General features: G+C 69.5%; 14 protein-coding genes and 1 pseudogene. 9 read left to right on the top strand and 6 right to left on the bottom strand.

The annotated features are described in order from the left end of the window. Positions 1–2: 2 nt before the first annotated feature. Positions 3–1490, bottom strand: a complete 1488-nt coding sequence (nhaC, locus tag A3CQ_RS0104135; protein ID WP_040431300.1) for a Na+/H+ antiporter NhaC — start codon at positions 1488–1490, stop codon at positions 3–5. 113 nt (positions 1491–1603) lie between these two features. Between nhaC and A3CQ_RS61980 the strand changes: the two genes are divergently transcribed. From A3CQ_RS61980 to A3CQ_RS61985, 3 genes are read left to right on the top strand one after another with little or no spacing between them, the layout of a single operon-like run. Beyond that, entirely contained in the window at positions 1604–2050 is a 447-nt protein-coding gene (locus tag A3CQ_RS61980) for a YoaK family protein (protein ID WP_157295269.1), read from the top strand. Further along, entirely contained in the window at positions 1932–2252 is a 321-nt protein-coding gene (locus A3CQ_RS63995; RefSeq protein WP_369076484.1) for a cupin domain-containing protein, read from the top strand. Before A3CQ_RS61980 ends, A3CQ_RS63995 begins: the two co-directional genes overlap by 119 nt. Next, positions 2225–2491: a cupin domain-containing protein gene (locus A3CQ_RS61985; RefSeq protein ID WP_211216445.1), complete on the top strand. Its 267-nt coding sequence runs from the start codon at positions 2225–2227 to the stop codon at positions 2489–2491. The genes A3CQ_RS63995 and A3CQ_RS61985 overlap by 28 nt, the downstream gene beginning before the upstream one ends. On the opposite strand, the gene A3CQ_RS57040 is transcribed toward A3CQ_RS61985, so the two are convergent. Both A3CQ_RS57040 and A3CQ_RS51410 read right to left on the bottom strand, forming a co-directional pair. Further along, on the bottom strand, positions 2458–6171 hold the full coding sequence (locus tag A3CQ_RS57040) for a 5'-nucleotidase C-terminal domain-containing protein (RefSeq protein ID WP_020509649.1): 3714 nt from the start codon (positions 6169–6171) through the stop codon (positions 2458–2460). The two genes, A3CQ_RS61985 and A3CQ_RS57040, sit on opposite strands and share 34 nt — an antisense overlap. A 110-nt stretch (positions 6172–6281) precedes the next feature. Next, the gene (locus A3CQ_RS51410; RefSeq protein ID WP_020509650.1) at positions 6282–7031 is read right to left on the bottom strand and encodes a hypothetical protein; all 750 of its coding nucleotides are present in this window, start codon (positions 7029–7031) and stop codon (positions 6282–6284) included. Positions 7032–7083: 52 nt separating this feature from the next. On the opposite strand from A3CQ_RS51410, the gene A3CQ_RS0104155 reads away from it, so the two are divergent. From A3CQ_RS0104155 to A3CQ_RS51415, 5 genes and pseudogenes are all read left to right on the top strand, one after another. Further along, positions 7084–7797 carry a hypothetical protein gene (locus A3CQ_RS0104155; protein ID WP_020509651.1) on the top strand — a complete coding sequence of 238 codons (714 nt, stop codon included), beginning with the start codon at positions 7084–7086 and terminating at the stop codon, positions 7795–7797. 24 nt (positions 7798–7821) lie between these two features. Beyond that, positions 7822–8289, top strand: coding sequence for an SRPBCC family protein (locus tag A3CQ_RS0104160; RefSeq protein WP_026205277.1), 468 nt, complete (start codon positions 7822–7824; stop codon positions 8287–8289). A gap of 56 nt (positions 8290–8345) precedes the next feature. Then, positions 8346–8948 carry a TetR/AcrR family transcriptional regulator gene (locus A3CQ_RS0104165; protein ID WP_026205278.1) on the top strand — a complete coding sequence of 201 codons (603 nt, stop codon included), beginning with the start codon at positions 8346–8348 and terminating at the stop codon, positions 8946–8948. 105 nt (positions 8949–9053) lie between these two features. Beyond that, entirely contained in the window at positions 9054–9803 is a 750-nt protein-coding gene (locus tag A3CQ_RS0104170) for an SDR family NAD(P)-dependent oxidoreductase (protein ID WP_020509654.1), read from the top strand. Between the two features lie 72 nt (positions 9804–9875). Further along, positions 9876–10631 (top strand): annotated as a pseudogene (locus tag A3CQ_RS51415) (TIGR03620 family F420-dependent LLM class oxidoreductase); the annotation flags it as partial. A 66-nt stretch (positions 10632–10697) separates the two neighbouring features. Here the strand turns inward: A3CQ_RS51415 and A3CQ_RS0104180 are convergent. Both A3CQ_RS0104180 and A3CQ_RS0104185 read right to left on the bottom strand, forming a co-directional pair. Then, on the bottom strand, positions 10698–11297 hold the full coding sequence (locus tag A3CQ_RS0104180; protein WP_020509656.1) for an SDR family oxidoreductase: 600 nt from the start codon (positions 11295–11297) through the stop codon (positions 10698–10700). 40 nt (positions 11298–11337) lie between these two features. Further along, the gene (locus A3CQ_RS0104185; RefSeq protein ID WP_063713516.1) at positions 11338–12564 is read right to left on the bottom strand and encodes an MFS transporter; all 1227 of its coding nucleotides are present in this window, start codon (positions 12562–12564) and stop codon (positions 11338–11340) included. Between the two features lie 111 nt (positions 12565–12675). On the opposite strand from A3CQ_RS0104185, the gene pdxR reads away from it, so the two are divergent. Further along, positions 12676–14106 (top strand): MocR-like pyridoxine biosynthesis transcription factor PdxR, encoded by a 1431-nt coding sequence (pdxR, locus tag A3CQ_RS0104190; RefSeq protein WP_051115129.1) that lies wholly within the window; start codon positions 12676–12678, stop codon positions 14104–14106. 36 nt (positions 14107–14142) lie between these two features. Here the strand turns inward: pdxR and A3CQ_RS0104195 are convergent, their stop codons facing one another. Beyond that, positions 14143–15180 (bottom strand): Gfo/Idh/MocA family protein, encoded by a 1038-nt coding sequence (locus A3CQ_RS0104195; protein ID WP_211216446.1) that lies wholly within the window; start codon positions 15178–15180, stop codon positions 14143–14145. Positions 15181–15203 lie beyond the last annotated feature (23 nt).

The following is a 15203-nucleotide window of genomic DNA, read 5'->3' on the forward strand; positions in this document are numbered from 1 at the left end:
TGTCAGTCACTCCGTCCTGGTGACGGGTCGAGCGCGACCGGCTCGACCTTCTCGATCTTGAAGCCGGTGAAGCCGTACAGCACGCTCAGCGCGGGACTCGCGTAGCAGAAGATGGCGTACGGCAGATAGAGCAAAGTGGAGACGCCAAGGGTGGCGCCCATGAACGCCCCGCACGAGTTCCACGGGACCAGCGGGGAGGTGACGGTGCCGCTGTCGGCGGTCAGCCGGGACAGGTTCGTCGGCGCGAGACCGCGTCGGGCGAACTCGGCGCGGAAGATACGCGCGGGAAGGACAAGCGCGATGTACTGGTCACCGGCGACGATGTTCAGGCCGAAGGCGCACGCGAACACGGTGAGGAACAGCCGCCCGGTGCTCTTCGCGGTGGCGATCATCGGGTCGACCAGGCGCGAGATCAGCCCGAACCGCTCCAGCAGAACGCCGAACGTCACCGCCCCGAAGATCAGCCACAGTGTGAAGAGCATGCTCGCCATGCCGCCGCGGGAGACGAGCCGGTCGACATCGGCGAGGCCGGTGTCGGCATGGAAACCGGTCGCCATCGCGAGCCAGGTCGCCTTGATCGACTCCACCACCACGTTGCCCTGCCCGACGATGAAGTCGGCGACGACCTGGCGCTGGGTGAACGCCGCGAGCACGCCCGCGAACAGCGCCGACCCGAGCAGGGACAGCGACGCCGGCGCCTTGCGCACCGACAGCACGACCAGCAGCAGCAAGGGCAGCAGGTTCACCGGGCTGATCCAGAAGAGCTTGTCGAGATCGGCCAGTTCCGTGGCCGTCGGTACCGCGTCGTGCACGTCCGGAGCCCGGGCGAAACCCAGGATGAAAAAGACGACGAGCGCGATCAGGAACGCCGGCACCGAGGTCCAGACCTGCCGCTTGATGTGCTCGCGTGGGTCCACCCCGACCATCTGCGCGGTCAGGATGGTGGTCTCCGACAGCGGCGAGGTCTTGTCACCGAGGTAGGCCCCCGAGATCACCGCGCCCGCCGTGATCGCCGGCGACACGTCGAGCAGGGCGGCGATACCGACCAGGCCCACTCCGATCGTCGCCGCGGTGGTCCAGGAGCTTCCGATGCTCAGCGCGACGATCCCGCAGATGATCGCCGTGGCCGCGTAGAACCAGGCCGGCGAGAGCACCTGGATCCCGTAGTAGACGAGGGTCGGGATGGTGCCGGACAGGTTCCAGGTGCCGATCAGCGCGCCGACGGCCAGCAGGATGAACATCGCGCTGGTCACCGAGGCGATCGCCTCCTGCCCGGCGTTCTGGATCTCCTCCCAGCTGTGCCCGTTCTTGAGCGCGATCAACGCCGCGATCGCGGCGCACACCACCAGCGCCACCTGCAGGGGCCCGTCCAGCGCGTCCAGACCGAACAGGGCCAGGGAACTCGCGATCAGCACGGCCAGCGCGATCAGCGGGAGGACAGCATCCATCATCGACGGTCGTCTGACCGGCGGGACCTCTGGTTCAGCCATGGTGCACCTGCCACGGGATTACGTCAGACCGTTGGCCGTTGTCAGCCGCACAGTAGGCAGCGGCCGGAATCAAGGTCTTCATCCGCCGCGGGTGATCCCCGCGAGAACGTCCCATGAATCGCCGACTCCCGACCCGCCGGCCGAGTCCGGCACGGCTCGATGCGGCCCCGGGTGGTGGACCGGCGGCCGATGCGGCACCGAGGATCCTCGCCATTCGCGACTGGCTTCCGGTGGCGCTGTCCCTCTCGTCGGGCATGTACGAGGCAATATGCTTTCTGTCGTTCGGAAAGGTCTTCACGGGATTCCAGACCGGCAATCTGGTGTTTCTCGGAATCGGCGCCGCTGGCACCCGGCCGCCGCTGGGCCCGAATCCGGTGACCGTGACCATTTCGCTGGTCGCGTTTGCCGTCGGCGCCGGGCGTTCGACGCCGACGCCTCTCCTTGAAGCGAATCGTTCTGGAGCCCGGCGCCATCCGGGAGCCACAGTGGAACGTCAACGCGAATCGGCTCGCCTACTGCGTTTCCGGCACCGTGCTGGTCGCCGCGCTCGGCAATGGTGACAGCTTCTCGTCCTTCTCCGCCTTCGACCGCTGCCCAACGCCCGCCTGTTCGACATCGAGGGACAACACGCACCCCTCTCGTACGCCAACGGGCACGCGCGCCTGGCCCGAAGGCAGTTCTGGGCCGCCCTCGACGACCTGTCGATGTATTCGCTTCAGATCAAGGAGAACAGCATGCGTGAGCCGCATTGGCACCCGGTGACCGCCGAGATGGGCTACGTCGCATGCGTGTTCTCGCGCCGGGACGGCATGCTTTCCGAGTACGTCCTGAACCCGGGTGACGTCGGCTACCGCGCCACCGCGACCGCGTTCTCCGCTGATCGTCGGCCGGCGCAACCCGGTCGACCCGGTCGTCTGAGCACGCCTGGAGATGCTGGGCCGGCCCATCAGGGCCGGCCCAGCCGGGCTCAGCCGACGGCGATGCGGCCGTCGGTGGTGTAGGTGAACGGGTTGGGCAGGGTGCCGACGTACCAGACCAGCGGCACCAGCTCGGCGTCGGCGGTCTGGACGATGTTGCTCGCGCCGGTGAGGACGGTGAAGCCGTCGCCGCCGCCCATCATGAACGAGTTGGCGGTGCCGGTGTAGGACGCCGACGTGTCGTTCGGGATCGGGGTGCTGTTGTCGCCGGCCGCGCCCAGCCAGACCCCGGTGATCGTTCCGCCGGAGTAGGTGAAGTGCAGGCCGGAGATCTGCATGATCCCGCCGGTGCCGGGCGCGAGCTGCTGCGCCAGCAACGCCCACACCTGGGCGCCGGTCAGCGAGAACGTGTCGACGTAATCGTCCTGGAACGGCTGCATCGTGAACAGGTCACCGTAGGTCACCTCGCCGGCCGTCAGCCCGGCCCGGACGCTGCCGGTGTTGACGAACGCGAGCTGTGTCTTGGTGTAGAGCCGCTGCGAGTCGGCGATCAGGTCACCGGCCGGCGACTCACCGGCCGCAGTCGCCCCGCCCTCCCGCTGGGAGGGGACGTCGGCCGCCGCGTGGCCGACCACCTGCTGGGTCACCGGATTCGTCGCGGTCACCGCGTCGTCGACGATCTTCTGCACCGCCGGGTCCGGCTGCACCGCCGGCGCCGAGGGGTCGGTGGACAGCGGCGGGGTGTTCTCCCAGACCGGGAGCACCGCGCCCCAGGCCGCCGCGATCGTCCCGGCTTGCCGGTCGAGCAGCAGGTGCACCCGGTCGAACGCCCGCGTGTAGGAGGACGCCTGGATGACCAGCGCGTGCCCGACCCGGGTGTCCACGACCGTGTGGCTGTGCCCGCTGATCACCACGGAGACGGCCGGGTCGAGGTTCGCCGCGATCGTGTTGATCCGGTCGCCGACCGTCCCGACCGGGTAGGTGGACTGGGCGCCGCCCTCGTGGATGACCGCCACGAAGGCCCGCACGCCCTTCTTCTTCAGGGCCGCGACCTGCCCGTTGATGGCGGTGGCCTCGTCGGTGAAGTGGACGCCGGTGGTCGCGCCGGTGGTGGTGATCGTCGGCGTGGTGATCGTGGTGGCGCCGATGAAGGCCACCGGGACTCCGCCGACGGTCTTGATCGTGTACGGCTGCAGCAGCGGCTTCCCGGTCGCGTCGCTGATCACGTTGGCGTCGACCATCGGGAAGTTCAGTTTGTTGAAAGTGATGGACGGATCGACCGTTGACACCCCGCCGTTGATCTGCCGGAGCATCTCGGTGACCCCGCGGTCGAACTCGTGGTTGCCGAGCGTCCCGACGTCGATCCCCATCTTGTTGAGCGCGTCCAGCGTCGGCTTGTCGCGGAGCAGACCGGAGGCCGGCGGGCTGGCGCCCACCATGTCGCCCGCCTCGACAGTGACAGTGTCGCGCGGGTCGGCAGCCTTCGCGTTCTTGAGGTACGCGGCGAGCGTCGCGATCCCGCCCGCGGTGTCCTTCACGCCCGTGTACGGGTCGGTGTAGGTGAGCCCGTCGTGGGTCAGGTTGCCGTGCACGTCGTTGATCGCCAGGAGCTGCCCCGTCGCGTACCGCGAACCGCCCTTGATTATCGAGGTGAGCACGCTGCCCTGGGCCTGCAGCGGCGGGTTGAACCCACCCAGCACGGCCAGCGTCGGGGCGAGGTCGACCGCGTGCACCCCGCGGACCGCCGGGACATGCGCGATGTCCGGGCCGCCGGCCACGAACGTCGCGTGCATGTTGATGTTGTGCGCCAGGTCGACGTCGTCCGGCAGGTAGCCGTGCTGGCCGAAGAACTTCGACGGCGCGACGATCGTGCCAACGGTATTACCGTCGAACTCGTACGGCACCTTGGTGACCACCACGACGTCGCCGGAGCGGGTCGGGTTGAGCGAGTCGCTGCCGTCCACGTCGGCCAGCTCGGCCTTGGTGAGCACCTTCTCGACGACCGGCTTGCCGCTCGCCGGGTCCTTCAGGCCCCGGTACGCCGCGACGATCTTGTCAACGGTCGCCTGGTAGTCGGCCTGCGCGAGCACGCCGTCCGGGTTGCGGCCCTTGAGGTCGAGGTAGATCTGCGCGGTACCGCCCGCCCAGCAGGCCTTTGCAATGGTCTTACCGGTCTGGCTGGCCGCCGCCGGCCGGCAGTTGCCGGTCTGCTCGACGTCCTGCAGGCCGAGTTGCTTGAGCACCAGCGGGGCGTCGACCGCGTACCACTGCGGGGCGAAACCGTGGTCGCTGGAGGCGAGGATGTCCGGGTTGTGCAGCACCGAGCGGACGAAGCCGAGCCGCGCGTCCGCCGAGTGGTAGGCGCCGCGCAGGTAGCCCTCGCGCTGGACGAGCCGGTTGTCGCGCGGCCCGCTGCCGGCGACCCGGTCGAAGTACGGGTTGGCGCTGCCGTCCGGCGCGGTCGGGGTGAGCAGACCGAGGATCTGGTGGCTCACCTCGTCCGTCTGGTCGGTGCCGGCCAGCAGAACCTCGGTGTCCGGCTGCAACTTCTTCAGGACATAATCAAAGACCGCGAGGTCGTACGCCTGATTGAGGCCGACGGTCTGGCCGTACCAGGTGTCCTCGTCGATCAGGCCGGCCTCCTCGGGCGCGAAGTCGCCGAAGATCGCCGGGGGCAGGTTGTCGGCGATGTATTTCGCGAGCTTGTCCTCGCCCGGGGCGCCCGCGGGCAGCGCGTTGCAGGCCGCGGTCGCGCAGTGCGCGTTGGGCCGGGTGACCGAGGTGAAGTAGAGGCCGAAGCTGGACAGGTCGCTCGCCAGGTTCGTCACGTCGACGTAGAACCCGGCGCTCTCCCCCGCGGCCGCCCCGATCAGGCCGTTCGCGCCGGTCAGCTTGACCGGGCTGTAGGTGCGCGGCGTCAGGTTGGCCGCCGCCTTGCTGCCGTCCTTGCCCGCCACCGACGGCACCATCACGACCTTGTCGTAGCCGTGGCGCCCGCTCGCGTACACGTAAAGGTCAAATGTTCTGGTCGGGTTGAGGGCTGCGGAGGTCGACGTGACTGTCAGGATGGTCTGCTCGGCGGGCTTGCCGCTACTCGTCGGCACGTTCGTCCAGCCGGCGGCCGGAGTGAACGCGGCGACCTGGTAGGACAGTCCGAAGCTCGCGGCGCTGGTCTGCTTGGCCGGGTTGACCGGGTATTCCAGCAGGCCGCGTTGGGAGTAGAAGGTGGCGTAGTCGACGGTCGGGCCGCTGATGTTGGCGTTCAGACCACCGGTCCATTCCAACTGTGCGACCTTCTTACCGGCCAGCTCGGCGCTCGACGCGACCGACTGGGCCTCGAGCACGTTTGTCGGGTCGCTGCCCGGGCTCGCGCCGTTGCCGTGGAACGAGAACGACGTCGACGTGGTGAACGCCTGACGGTTGTCGAAGAAGGTGTTGTTGGTGCTGCCGTGCACGCCCGGCCCGGCGCCGGTGGCCATCGTGTACCAGCCCAGGCCGGTGTTCGGCGGGAAGCCCTGGGTCAGGCCGTTCGCCCCGGTCGCACCGCCGTGCATGAGCGAGGCGTAGGCCGGCATCTGGCCCTGCGCGGCGTAGCGCTGCATGAGGTCGGGGCGCATGCCGTCGGAGCTGAAGAGCACCACCGGGGTCGCACCGGAGCCGTGATGGGCCGCGGCCGGGCCACCGGTGGCCGCCACACCGGCCGCCGTGAGCGCGACGGTCAGGAAGGCGGCGAGGGGCGGATCGAGAAATCGTCTGTTGACCATTTCACACCTTTTTGGTTCATCTCAATGCTGTGGCATGAGTCGAATGTGGAAATCGACCTAACTCTTGCCAGTGCATGGATGCCGGTCAACGAGTCTCGACAGACTTCAAATCACGGTCCCGGTGGCGGTAGCCAGGCCAACTGGTCCGCCGCGGCGGACATCTCGGCGGCGATGGGCGCGGAACTGGCGTCGAAGAAGGCGTTCTCCACCGTGTTTCGCACCGCCGGCCGGGCCAGCCAAGTCAGGAGCTGGGCTGGTTGGTCGTGCCACCAGCCGGGCAGGACCGGGCCGGTGGGCCGGCGGCGGATCGAGTGGGCGAGTTCGTCGACGAAGGCGGCGAGGTGGCGCGCGGCCAGTTCGGTGGGCGGGTCGAGCCAGGCCGACAGGAAGGGCGACAAATCGTCAATGGCCTGGCCGATAGCCCGTAATACCGTGGCGGCGTCGTCGGGGGCGGGGAAGATGGTCAGGGTGCGCCGCCACCAGGCGCCGGCAAATGCCTCGATCGCGTCCCGTTGGTCCGGGGGCCACCGCGACCACCGAGCCAGCCGTAGCTTGCCGACGACGGTGGCCACGTCGACCGGCAGATCGCCGTGGGCGGCCAGCTCGAGCAGGCGGGGCAGGAAATGCCGCAGGTCGTCGGCGTCTCCCCAGGTACTGATGGCCTTGAAGGCGTAATGGTCCAGGTCTTCGCCGGTCAGTTCGCGCAGCGGCGCCCGCCGGATCTCCCGCTGATCGTCCTCGCCGACGCAGTGCGGGCACCCGGCCACCGGGCCCAGCTCGAAGCGGGCAAACGTCGCATACAGCGTTCCCACGGCCTGGTCCAGGCGTTCGTCGGCCTGTTCAGCAACCGGGCGGGACATGCCGCCACTATGCCGCACCCGCACCAGTGCGGAGCCCGGATACCGTGGCCGTGTGGAACTGGCCTGGTTGACGCCGGCCGGCGAGATCCTCGTCGAGGGGCCGGTCGACTCGGTGACGATCGCCGGCGGGCCGATTCTCACCGAGGCCGGCCTCCCGGTCGCCGCGCCGCACACGTACTACCTGCTCGACGCGGGTTGGACCATCAGACGGATATTCGGCAGCACCACCAGTTCCGTCGACGACTCTCTCTACGGCGCGGTCTGCAAGGTGGACGGGAACGCGCTCTACGAGTACTGGACCGAGTGGAACAGTTACCACGGCCGGGTCGGATCGGTCTGGCGGGACACCGAGATCACGGGTCTGGTGAGCGTCCCGCTCGAGGAGGTCGCCGGGTGGCAGGGCCTGGCGGCGACCCCCGCGCAGGCACTCACGGCGGCGCTCGCCGAATTCGACCGCAGCCGGCGCGAGGAACAGCGCGAACGGCAACGCCCGATCGACGAGCTGGCCGCGCGGTTCTCCGCCGCGCTGCCCGACTACCCCGGCAACGAGCCGGTCCACCTCGTCTTCGGGTACGCCGATGGCGCCCTGGTCCGCGAGCCGAGCGGCCGCGTGGTCTGGCGCCTCACCGAGCAGTGGCCGTACCGGGGCAAGGACCTGTACGAGTTTCTCCACACCGAACTTCGGCGCCGCTACCCGGAGCGGCTCGGCTCGTTCGTGACCGACATCGACGCGGCTCCGTGGTGGTTCTGGGCTCCCGACCTGTAACCCGTCTCGGTTTAGGGTGTGCTCATGCCGACAGACGATCTCCGCCATTCCTTTCACGTCGCGGCGACGGCGGCGGCGATCTACGCCCACCTGATCGAGCCCCGGAACTATGTCGGCCTGTCACCGCTGCTCGTGGCCGTGCACGATGTCCGGCCGGTCCGCGACGAGCAGGGCCGGGAGGCGGTGGGCTACGTGGGCGTCGAGCGTTTCCGGTTCGGCCCGCTGAAGTGGGACAACAAGCTGCGAGTGACCCTGACCCCGGTGACGCCCGACCGCCGGCTCCGCAGCGCGGTGGTCAGCCCGGGCGCGGTCCGCCTCGTCGCCACGGTCGACCTGACCCCGGACGGCGACGGCACCTTGGTGACCGAGTCGGTGGAGCTGCGTACCCCCACGGTCCTGCGGCGTTTTGCCCTCGGTCAGGCAACCGCCGTCCAGCAGTCCCGCGCGGCCGAACTGACTCGCCGAATGGAACGCTCACCGCGCTCGGCGTGACCGAGGTCGTTGTATTTTAGTAATGACTAAAATACCGACCGGGATCGGAGGCGGTCATGGCAGGCGGGCGACCGCGCGCATTTGACGACGACACGGCTCTCGATCGGGCACTGGAGGTGTTCTGGCGCCAGGGTTATGAAGGCACGGCGATCTCCGACCTCACCAAGGCCATGGGCATCAACAACGCGCCCAGCCTCTACAACGCCTTCGGCAACAAGGAGCAGCTGTTCAGGAAGGTGCTCGACCGCTACGCCGACGGTCCCGCCCGGTACATCCGTGAGGCATTCGACCAGCCCACGGCGCGAGCGGCGGTCGAGGCCCTGCTGCATGGCGCCGCCGATGCCACCACCGATCCTGACCATCCGCGAGGATGCATCACGGTGCAGGGCGCTCTGGCGTGCTCGCCGGGCACCGAGGCTGTACGCGACGAGCTGACGGCGCGCCGGGCAGCGGGCGAAGCGGCCCTGCGCGAGCGACTGCAGCGGGCTCGCGGCGACGGGGAACTCCCGGCCGATACCGATCCCGACGGCCTCGCCCGCTACTTCGCCACCATCTACCAGGGCATTGCGGTCCAGGCCGCCGGCGGAGCAACCCGCGCGCAACTGCACCAGATCGTGGACACCGCCATGGCCGTCTGGCCGCGGCGCGCAGACGCCTGATCAGGCCGTTGGCACTACCGGCGCAACCCACCCACTTGACTCCCGCCCTCGGTCGAGCTAGTTTTTTAGCGTTCATTAAAAAACGTAGAGAGGGAGCGCCCCATCATGGGTCAGCTTGAGGGCAAGACAGCGATCGTCACCGGAGGCACCAGCGGCATCGGCCTGGCCACGGCGGAGCGTTTCGCGGCGGAGGGCGCGCACGTCTACATCACCGGCCGGCGCCAGGAGGCACTTGACGCCGCGGTGGTCAAGATCGGTCACCGCGCGACCGGCGTACGCGGCGACGTCGCCGACCTGGCCGACCTGGACCGGCTCTACGAGACCGTGGCCGCGCAGAACCGGCGCATCGACGTGCTGTTCGCCAACGCCGGCGGTGGCGAGTTCTCGACCCTCGAGCAGGTCACCGAGAAGCACTTCGACGAGACGTTCGGCAGCAACACCAAGGGGATGCTGTTCACCGTCCAGAAGGCCCTGCCGCTGCTGAACGACGGCGCGTCCATCATCCTGCAGTCCTCCAACGCGGCCACCCTCGGCAACGAGGCGTTCGGCGTCTACGCAGCCTCCAAGGCGGCCGTACGCTCCTTCGCCCGGACGTGGGCCGCGGAGCTCAAGGGCCGCTCGATCCGGGTGAACGCCATCAGCCCCGGCACGATCGACACGCCCGGCATCGACGGCCTCGCCCCCGATCAGGAACAGGCCGGCCAGCTCAAGTCCTACCTCGCCGGCACCATCCCGATGGGGCGCATCGGACGTCCCGACGAGGTGGCCGGCGCCGCGCTGTTCCTCGCCTCGGACCAGAGCAGCTTCATCACCGGCATCGAGCTCTTCGTCGACGGCGGCCGCAACCAGATCTGACCACCGCCCCCGCACCTCGCGCAGGGCCAGGGCCGCCATCTCGGAGACAGGACCAAGAAATGCACCTGGGGGACCCTGTGGATACCGGGTCTGGGAGGTGGCGACATCCTCGGCGACTCGGAACGGCTGCTGCGGGCGACAGTCAGGGCGAAGGTGGCCATCGGAGTCGCGAGCATCTGGCGACACCGAGCGGGTGACATGGCAGCCGGGCACATACGCCTGCAGGACGCGTACGGCCGCCGGCACCTGCTCGGCCTCGGCGTCAGTGACCCCGCGACGGCGCAGCACGCGGGACACCCGTACCGGCCGCTGGCCGACATGGGCGGCTACCTCGACCAGCTCGACCGGGCGCCCGCGCCGCTGCCCCCGGCGGAGCGGCTCATGGCGGCGCTCGGTCCGAAGATGACCGAACTCGCCGGACGACGCACGGCGGGTGTTCACCCGTTCATGGTCACGCCGGAATACTCGGCCGTGGCCCGGAAACAGCTCGGCGACGGCCCGCTCGTCGCGCCTTACCAGGCCGTCGTTCTCGAACGCGACCCCGGAAGAGCCCGCACCGCGGCCCGCGAGTTCGTCGGCGTGTTCCTGGGCATGGACCACTACACCAGGAGCCTGCGCCGCCAGGGATTCACCGAGGAGGATCTGACCGGCGGTGGCAGCGACCGGCTCATCGACAGCGTCGTCGCCTGGGGAGACGTGGAAACCATCGGCGAGCGCGTCAGCGCGCACCACCAGGCCGGCGCCGATCATGTCTGCCTCCATGTGGTCGGCGCCGGCCCGGGCATGCCGTTGCCCCAGTGGCGCGAACTGGCTTCGCTCATCTCCTGACGGGCCGCCCGCCCGCGGCGACGCACCCCGCCGGGATGCGTCGCCGCGTCTGTCCGCCGCCGGCTGTCAGTCGGTGATGACGACGACACCCGACGGCGCGTCCAACAGCTCGACCGTCCGATCGGCGGCGCGATCGATCTGGACTCGCGGCTCCGCGGGCAGCTGGTGTTCGTGGTAAGTGCCGGGGCCGTAGAACTGGCCGTAGCTCAGCACGACGCCGCCCTCCGCGAGAACGGAGCGCTCCAGCTCCGCCACGGCCGCGGCATCCGGTCCGGCGGGCAATTGCCAGGCGACGGTCTGCGCCAGGATCTTGGGAGATCCGCTCTTCCGGGCGGCCTCGATCAGGTTCTGGTTTCCCTCGGTCCGGATGCGAGCGTTCAGTTCCGCATGCACACCGATGCTCGCGACATCGTCCGGCAGATCGGTGAGCTCGTTCAGGATCACGTCCGGTGCGAAGTCACCGACGGCCTGGAACAGAGTTTCCCGGTCGAAGACGTCGCAGAGGATCGGCTCGGCGCCGAGCCGGGCCAGCAGCTCGGTCTTGCCGGCCGAACGAGTCATGCCACCGACGATGTACCCGGCCTCGATCAGTCGAGGGATCAGTCGCCGGCCGATCACGCCGGACGCTCCGGCAAGGAACACGCGCCGGTTCTGGGTGGAGGACATTGTCTACCTTCCTGGTTGGGTTCGATGGGATGGTCTGGGTTCACACATCGGTGGCGCGGCGTTCGAGGCGCTGCTGAGCGCCCCGGCTGAGCAGCGCGAGGAGTACGACCACCGCGCTGTACCAACCGACCGTCGGTACGACACCGACGACGTCGGTGAGCTGCCCGGCGATGACCACGGGCACGCCGAGCCCGACGTACGAGACGACATAGATTCCGGCGACCACTCCCGCACGCTGGTCCGCGGCCACCAGCGGGATGATGAGACGCAGGGATCCGGTGAACGCCGCACCGAATCCGAGGCCGGCGATGGCCTGCCCGATGAACATGATCGGAAGGCTGCCGGCGGCGGCGCCACTGATGATGCCGAGAGAACCGATGATCGATGCGTAGATGCCGATGGCCGTCGCGGCACGAGGGCGGACGCCCGCGAACGACAGGCCGACGACCACCGAGACCGCCGGCGCGATGAATCCGGCGAACCCGTCGAGCAGGCCGCTGTCGAGGTGGAACACGCTGTGGATCATGCTCGGGGCCAGGCCGCCGGAGAGTCCGGCGAGCATCCAGACCGCGGCGACCACGGGTGCCGCGGCCCGGAACTCGGTGCGGGCCGCGGACGGAATCGCGACCTCGGGGATCATCGAACGAAGCGCGCCGGGCTTCCGGCTGATCGTCTCGGGGATGGTGAACACGGCGAGGCCACCGGCGATCGTCAGCGCGCTGAGAACGACGAAGACGATCGCGTCGGCCGAGGACGTGAGCTGGATCGCCAGGCCCGCGAGCAGGGAACCCACGGCGAGACCTCCGGTGAGCCCGACGCTGCCGAGGATCGGGCCGAGCCTCTTGCGGTGAGCCGGCGCGAGTTCCACGAGCACCGCGGTGAACGCGGAGGTGGCCGCGCCACTGGCAACCCCCTGCACGACGCGGCCCGCGATGACCCACCCGATGCCGGTAGCGAAGAGAAACATGAGATTGGACGCGAGCTGGACGACGAGGGCGGCTATCAATACCGGCCGCCGGCCCAGACGGTCTGACAGCGATCCCAGGGTGAGAGCCGCCGCGAGGAACCCGATCGCATAGACGGCGAACGCCACGGTAAGTAACAGAGGCGAGAAGTCCCACCGACTCCGGTAAACCACCAGCAGCGGCGTGAGAGCACCCGCGGCGAGATACAGGCTGGTGAACGCAAGTGCCGCGCCCACCAGGGCCGCCCCCGCCGGTAGCAGGCGCGTCGCGGGCGAGGAACCGGAAAGTTGTGTTGTGGACATCGAAGCTCCTTGATGCGACCGGGTGCGGTCCCGTGGACGGGCCGCCGTCGATGCCGGCCGGAACCACCATCACGCTATGCAATAAATGGCATGGGTGTAGAGTCCAATTTTGTGGCAAGTTTGCAGACCAATTTCCGCACTGAGCTGCTCTCGGGCAGCGGTGTGGATCTACACCTCGAGCTGAGAGGCGCTGGGCTGCGGGCCGGCCTGACCGATGCTCTGCGCGAGGCTGTGCGCTCGGGACGGCTGACGCCGGGAACCGCCCTGCCCGCGTCCCGGGCCCTCGCCGCCGACCTCGGCATTTCCCGGAGCACCGTGACCGAGAGCTACTCCGAACTGGTGGCGGAGGGCTGGCTCACGGCCCGGCAGGGCTCCGGCACCCGGGTGGCCCAGCGAGCCGAGCCACGCCCGGCGGCCACCGCGGCCGTACGGGTCGATCCGAAGCGACGTCCACCCACGGAGGGCCTCGCGCCGGGGTCCGCCGACTTCGCGGACTTTCCCCGTGCCCGATGGCTCGCCGCCGCGCGCCACGCTCTGACCGCCGCGCCCCACAACGCCTTCGGTTACGGCGATCCCCTCGGCCGGAGCGAACTGCGTACCGCCCTCGCCGACTACGTCTCCCGCGTCCGCGGCGTGTCCGCCGATCCGGAGCGGATCGTCATCTGCTCCGGCTTTCACCACGGCCTGGCCCTGATCGCACAGGCGCTCAGGGCACGGGGCGTGAAAACGGTCGCAGTCGAGGCGTACGGCCTGGATCTCTATCGCGCCCTGCTGCGGGACGCCGGGCTGAACATCCCGCCGCTTCTGGTCGACGAACAGGGTGCACGCATCGACGATCTGCCCGGCCGGAACGGCGTTGGCGCCGTACTGCTCACGCCCGCCCATCAATTCCCGACGGGAGTCGCGCTGTCCGCCGAACGGCGAGCGGCCGCTCTCGACTGGGCACGCGCCACCGGCGGGCTGATCCTGGAAGACGACTATGACGGGGAGTTCCGTTACGACCGTAAGCCGGTGGGCGCCTTGCAGGGCCTCGATCCGGACCGGGTGGTGTACTTCGGCACCGCGAGCAAGTCGCTGGCACCGGCTCTCCGCGTCGCGTGGATGGTGGTGCCGGAGCACCTCCTCCCGGACGTCATGGCGGCGAAGGGGCGCGTCGAGGTGGTCAGCGTGCTGGAACAGCTGACTCTCGCGGAGTTCATCGCTTCGGGTGCTTTCGACCGTCACGTGCGCTCACGGCGGCAGAGCTATCGGCGCCGCCGGGAACAACTGATCGCAGCCCTGGCGCGGACGGCACCTGATGTCCGGGTGACCGGCATGGCCGCCGGGCTGCAAGCGGTTCTCGAACTCCCACCCGGTACCGAGAGCGGGGTGCTGCGGGCCGCGGCCGGCCGAGGACTGCTGGTCAGCGGGATGGCGGAGTTCCGCCACGAGGCGCTGGACCGGTCCGAAGCCCTCCGGGACGGGCTCGTCGTCAACTATTCAGCCGTCTCGGACAGCGCATGGGGCGGAGTGCTGAGCGCATTGTGCGGCGTGATGCCGTAGCGTCGCCGCGCGGGGCTTCTTCAGGTGTCCGCCGGATCAGGCGTGCGGCTGCTCCCGTAGCGGGAGGCCGGCCGCCGTGTAGATGGCGTCGATCACCGACATGGTGGCTATCGAGTCCTGCGGCGGGGTGAGGTTGGTCGGCTCGCCGCGGACCGCGGCGGCGAAGGCGCGCAGCTGGTGGGTGTACGTCGAGTCGCCGCCGAACCGTTCGCGGCGGCGCTTGCCGTCCACGGTGACGACGAATCGCGACGGCAGCTGCGGCGCCGCGTAGTTGTCGACCGTCATGGTGCCGTGTTCGCCGACGACGCGGGCCCGGATGCTGAGCAGGGTCCGCGACCACATGGAGGCGCGGATCTGCCCGGTGGCGCCGTCCGGGAGGGCGAACCGTGCGGTCATCGCCCGGTCGATGCGCCGGTCCTTGCGCAGCGTCGACGCGGTGGCCGAGGTGACCACCGGCCCGCCGCCCGCGAGGCCGCCGGAGAGGTCGCCGGCGAGGCCGCCGGAGATGCCGCCGGAGAGCAGGCGCAGGCAGTGCACGGCGTAGCAGCCGGCGTCCATCAACGCGCCGCCGGCGAGCCCGAAGTCGTACCGGATGTCGGAGAACCTCGGCAGCGGGAAGCACATCGAGGTCTCCACCCGCCGGACCGTGCCCAGCTCTCCACTGTGGACGACCTCGAGCATGCGGTGCGCGAGCGGGTGGTAGCGGTAGTGGAACGCCTCCATCACCACCAGGCCGGTGCCCTCGGCGGCCGCCGCGACCTCGCGTGCCTCGGCCGCGTTGGCGGTGAACGGCTTCTCGCAGAGCACGTGCTTGCCGGCCCGGAGCGCGGTCAGCGTCCACCGGCCGTGCAGTCCATTGGGCAACGGAACGTACACCGCGTCCAGCGACGGGTCGGCCACCAACTCGGCGTACGAGTCATACACAACCGGCACACCGTGCTTGGCGGCGAACGCCTCGGCGCGCCGGCGGTCGCGGGCCGCCACGGCGCCGACCTCGACGCCCTCGACGATGCGGGCGGGCTTCATCAGCGCGGTGGGCGCGATCCGCGCGGCGCCGAGCACACCTATGCGCACTGCCCCTGACCTCCTCGAGATCG

The organism is Paractinoplanes globisporus DSM 43857 (genome assembly GCF_000379645.1).
Taxonomy (GTDB): Bacteria; Actinomycetota; Actinomycetes; order Mycobacteriales; family Micromonosporaceae; genus Actinoplanes; species Actinoplanes globisporus.

Bases quoted from the DNA above. Each gene is read 5' to 3' on its own strand.
- A3CQ_RS0104170 (WP_020509654.1), top strand. From the start codon at position 9,054: ATGGGTCAGCTTGAGGGCAAGACAGCGATCGTCACCGGAGGCACCAGC.
- A3CQ_RS51410 (WP_020509650.1), bottom strand. From the start codon at position 7,031: ATGTCCCGCCCGGTTGCTGAACAGGCCGACGAACGCCTGGACCAGGCC.
- A3CQ_RS0104185 (WP_063713516.1), bottom strand. From the start codon at position 12,564: ATGTCCACAACACAACTTTCCGGTTCCTCGCCCGCGACGCGCCTGCTA.
- A3CQ_RS61980 (WP_157295269.1), top strand. From the start codon at position 1,604: ATGAATCGCCGACTCCCGACCCGCCGGCCGAGTCCGGCACGGCTCGAT.
- A3CQ_RS0104180 (WP_020509656.1), bottom strand. From the start codon at position 11,297: ATGTCCTCCACCCAGAACCGGCGCGTGTTCCTTGCCGGAGCGTCCGGC.
- A3CQ_RS57040 (WP_020509649.1), bottom strand. From the start codon at position 6,171: ATGGTCAACAGACGATTTCTCGATCCGCCCCTCGCCGCCTTCCTGACC.
- A3CQ_RS0104165 (WP_026205278.1), top strand. From the start codon at position 8,346: ATGGCAGGCGGGCGACCGCGCGCATTTGACGACGACACGGCTCTCGAT.
- nhaC (WP_040431300.1), bottom strand. From the start codon at position 1,490: ATGGCTGAACCAGAGGTCCCGCCGGTCAGACGACCGTCGATGATGGAT.
- A3CQ_RS0104160 (WP_026205277.1), top strand. From the start codon at position 7,822: ATGCCGACAGACGATCTCCGCCATTCCTTTCACGTCGCGGCGACGGCG.
- A3CQ_RS61985 (WP_211216445.1), top strand. From the start codon at position 2,225: ATGCGTGAGCCGCATTGGCACCCGGTGACCGCCGAGATGGGCTACGTC.